The organism is Vibrio sp., from assembly GCF_047973365.1.
Lineage (GTDB): Bacteria > Pseudomonadota > Gammaproteobacteria > Enterobacterales > Vibrionaceae > Vibrio.
Map to the genome: position 1 here is coordinate 1 of NZ_JBKEBW010000041.1, position 3,683 is coordinate 3,683.

Annotated in this window: 4 protein-coding genes; 2 read left to right on the forward strand and 2 right to left on the reverse strand. The window is 43.5% G+C overall.

The genetic code is table 11. From position 1 onward, the window contains the following. On the forward strand, window positions 1-636 hold a 636-nt coding region (gene dacB, locus ACK5MF_RS06190), incomplete at its 5' end, for a D-alanyl-D-alanine carboxypeptidase/D-alanyl-D-alanine-endopeptidase (RefSeq protein ID WP_416920400.1). A 63-nt stretch (window positions 637-699) separates the two neighbouring features. On the opposite strand, the gene tyrS is transcribed toward dacB, so the two are convergent. Beyond that, on the reverse strand, window positions 700-1,887 hold the full coding sequence (tyrS, locus tag ACK5MF_RS06195) for a tyrosine--tRNA ligase (RefSeq protein ID WP_416920402.1): 1,188 nt from the start codon (window positions 1,885-1,887) through the stop codon (window positions 700-702). Between the two features lie 130 nt (window positions 1,888-2,017). Between tyrS and ACK5MF_RS06200 the strand changes: the two genes are divergently transcribed. Next, a complete protein-coding gene (locus ACK5MF_RS06200; RefSeq protein ID WP_416920403.1) occupies window positions 2,018-3,307 on the forward strand; it encodes a peptidoglycan DD-metalloendopeptidase family protein in 1,290 nt (429 codons plus the stop codon). A gap of 141 nt (window positions 3,308-3,448) precedes the next feature. On the opposite strand, the gene ACK5MF_RS06205 is transcribed toward ACK5MF_RS06200, so the two are convergent. Continuing rightward, window positions 3,449-3,683: hypothetical protein (locus ACK5MF_RS06205; RefSeq protein WP_416920405.1), on the reverse strand; the 235-nt coding region annotated here is incomplete at its 5' end.

A 3,683-nucleotide genomic window follows, 5' to 3' on the forward strand; every position in this document is an offset into this window, starting at 1 on the left:
CAGCTAAAAGGTGAAATCAAAATAGGGCAAATGCCCACCCCTGCGAAAATTCTCGCCACACATCAATCACAGCCACTACCAGTTTTGCTTGATACTATGCGCAAGGACTCTGATAACCTGATTGCCGATACTCTGGCTCAAACAATAGGTGGTCATTTTTTTCATCAGCCAGGCAGCTTTAATATAGGCACCCAGGCAATAAAAGAGGTCATTACGCAAAATACCCAGATTTCGCTCAAAGATGATCAGTTGGTGGATGGTTCAGGCTTATCTCGCAACAATCGAATTCAAACCGCGAGCATGTTACAAATTCTCCATTACATTTGGCGACACGATAGCTCGTTAGGTCTGATCGACTTACTGCCAACGTCAGGAGAATCCGGCACACTGCAATATCGTCGCAGTATGCGTGACAACGATATCAAAGGCAGGATCAAGGCAAAAAGCGGCTCGCTCTATGGTACGCATAATATGGCAGGCTTTGGTTTAGATGCCGCAGGGAACCCCAGTACTGTCTTTATTCAATTTGTCACAGATTACTTCCCGCCAGAAATGGAAAGTGAAGTACCAATGGAAACTGCAATAGTGACGTTTGAAAAGGCGTTCTACCGTCAGGTGATCGAACTTAGTCGTTAATGGCAAAACACCTAAAATACAAAAAGCGCCAATAGGCGCTTTTTGTGTTCAATAAACAGTCAATTATTTCACTGTTACACGGGCAAACTTACGCTTACCTACTTGATAAACATAAGTACCGGTTGCTGGAACTAGTTTCGCATCTTCAATTTTCTCGCCATCTTGCTTGGCCGCGCCTTGTTTAATCATACGCAAAGCATCTGAGGTTGAGTTAACCAAACCGGCATCTTTCAGCAAGTTAGAGATAGCAATACCCGCATCAAATTCGAATTCTGGCATCTCATCTGGCATCGCACCTTTTTGGAAACGGTTGATGAATTCTTGTTCGGCAGCTTCAGCATCCGCTTCAGTGTGGAAACGAGCAATGATCTCTTTAGCCAGAAGGATCTTAGCGTCGCGAGGGTTTGCACCATTCGCTACATCAGCTTTGATCTGTTCAAGTTCAGTAAGCGGACGGAATGACAATAGTTCGTAGTAGCTCCACATCAAATCGTCAGAAATAGACATGATTTTGCCGAACATTTCACTTGAAGATTCGCTAATACCGATGTAGTTGTGTGCTGATTTAGACATTTTCTTCTCGCCATCTAAACCAACCAGTAGTGGCATCATCAATACTACTTGCGGTTTTTGGCCGTGAGACTTTTGCAGTTCACGTCCCATTAGCAGGTTGAACTTTTGGTCCGTACCACCAAGTTCAACGTCAGTTTCCATCGCTACTGAGTCATACCCCTGAAGGAGTGGGTACATGAACTCATGAATAGCAATAGGCTGACCGCCAGCGTAACGCTTTTTAAAGTCATCACGTTCGAGCATACGAGCTACCGTTTGGTTTGCAGCCAGACGAATCATACCTTCAGCGCCAAGCTCGGATAACCACTCAGAGTTAAACTGAATTTTGGTTTTCGCTGGATCGAGAATTTTAAATACTTGCTGCTTATAGGTTTCCGCATTACGCAATACGTCTTCACGCGTTAGTGGTGGGCGGGTGGTATTTTTCCCCGTAGGATCACCAACCATACCGGTGAAGTCACCAATAAGAAAAGTGATCTCATGACCTAAATCCTGGAAAGTACGTAATTTATTTAGAATCACCGTATGACCTAAATGAATATCCGGAGCCGTTGGGTCGGCACCCAATTTGATACGTAAAGGACGGCCTTCTTTAAGCTTAGCAATCAGCTCTTCTTCAGGAATCAGTTCCTCAACACCACGTTTAATCTCAGCTAAAGCCGCTTCAATACTCGCCATTCTTGTTCACTCCCACAGATTTGGCAAAAATTTAATAGTTCAACATCTTACTTGAATAGCGATGCATTTTGAAACCAGTTAGACTAGCTAACTGGATATTTTATTAATTATTAACTGAATGACCCCGAGTATGCTTTCTATTTTCGCTCGTCTTCCTTGGATTCATCGTACTTTAATCGCTTGTTGTAGTGCGATTATCGTTTTCGCACTGTTATTTTTACCTAGCCCTGAGTCTTTACAGAACAATCCTGACAAACTACAAATTGGTCGTCACTATCCGCTTGCCATTAATAGTGAAGCCTTTTCTCCGGGCTCAACCATTCTTCCTTCTGCTATTTTACGTTGGGAAAAACATAACGTTCGCTCCGGAGAAAGTGCCGCTGTGTTATTTCAACGTATCGGGCTAAGTGCTAGGCAACTTTATAACTTAACCTCGAGTAATAATGACATTAATAATCAGCTAAGTCGTTTGCTCCCGGGCGATGAGTTGCAATTCGGTTTTAATGATAAAAACGAGCTGATTCAACTCAAACGTAAACTGAGCGCTTACGAAACGTTTGTCGTGACTCAATCGGGAAATGGCTACACCTCGGAAATAGACAAGAAAGAAGTCTTCTACCAATACAACTATGCTGAAGCTGAAATCAACTCAAACTTCTGGAATGCGGCAATATCTGCCGGTTTAAGTGCAAACCAAATTATGGAGTTAGCCGGGATTTTTGGTTGGGACATCGACTTTGCATTGGATATCCGCTCTGGTGATAGTTTTAAACTTCTATATCAAGAGAAAATAGTAGAAGGTGAAGTGGTTGAACGCGGAAATATCATCGCAGCGACCTTTATTAACCAAGGCACAAACTTTACCGCCGTGCTCGATGACAATACCGGCAACTATTACGATCCTAACGGGCGAGCAATGAAAAAAGCCTTCTTGCGTTCACCGCTAGATTTTCGTCGCGTCTCTTCTAATTTCAACCCTAGCCGGCTTCATCCAGTAACAGGTCAAGTCAAAGCACACCGAGGTACGGATTATGTTGCGCCTATCGGCACACCGATTTGGGCCGCAGGTGATGGGGTGGTGGAAAAATCAAGCTACAACCAGTTCAACGGCAACTATGTTTTCATCCGCCATAGTAATACTTACATCACCAAGTACCTGCATTTAACTAAGCGAAGCGTAAAAACCGGGCAACGCGTCAAGCAAGGGCAAGTGATTGGTACTTTAGGCAGAACAGGCCGCGTAACAGGCGCTCACCTGCATTACGAATTCTTGGTCAATGGTGTTCACAAAAACCCGCGTACGGTTTCATTACCACAATCGCAGTCTTTGACTGGCAAAGCTAAACAAACATTTATGGCCAATGCAGAAGTTAGACTGCAACGTTTAGATAGATACAGTCAGCTTCTCTACGCGAAATAGACTGTTGCCTGAATGTTTAACCCCAAAGTAAAAGGACTGAATGAATACTCAGCCCTCAGATTGTTGACAAAGTCGGTGTTTGATTTATACCTATCATTCTTGACCCATCTGTCATTCCTGCGAAGGCACAATGCTGTTCGTTTAAGAGTTCTCTTTCTTTTTTCGTGAGCTCTTCAACGGGAATTTGATAGGTTTTATCTTGACCGCCCGTTCATAATTTGGGCGGTCTTGCTTTGGCATAATAAACTCCCGTAATGACTCGGTTAAATCTTTTAAACGCGCGGGGAGTGACTGAAGATTTTTAGTTCGACAGATGGCCGTGTAATCATAAAGAACGACTTTAAATCCAAGTTTAAAGCTGATTCTAAGCGGACTG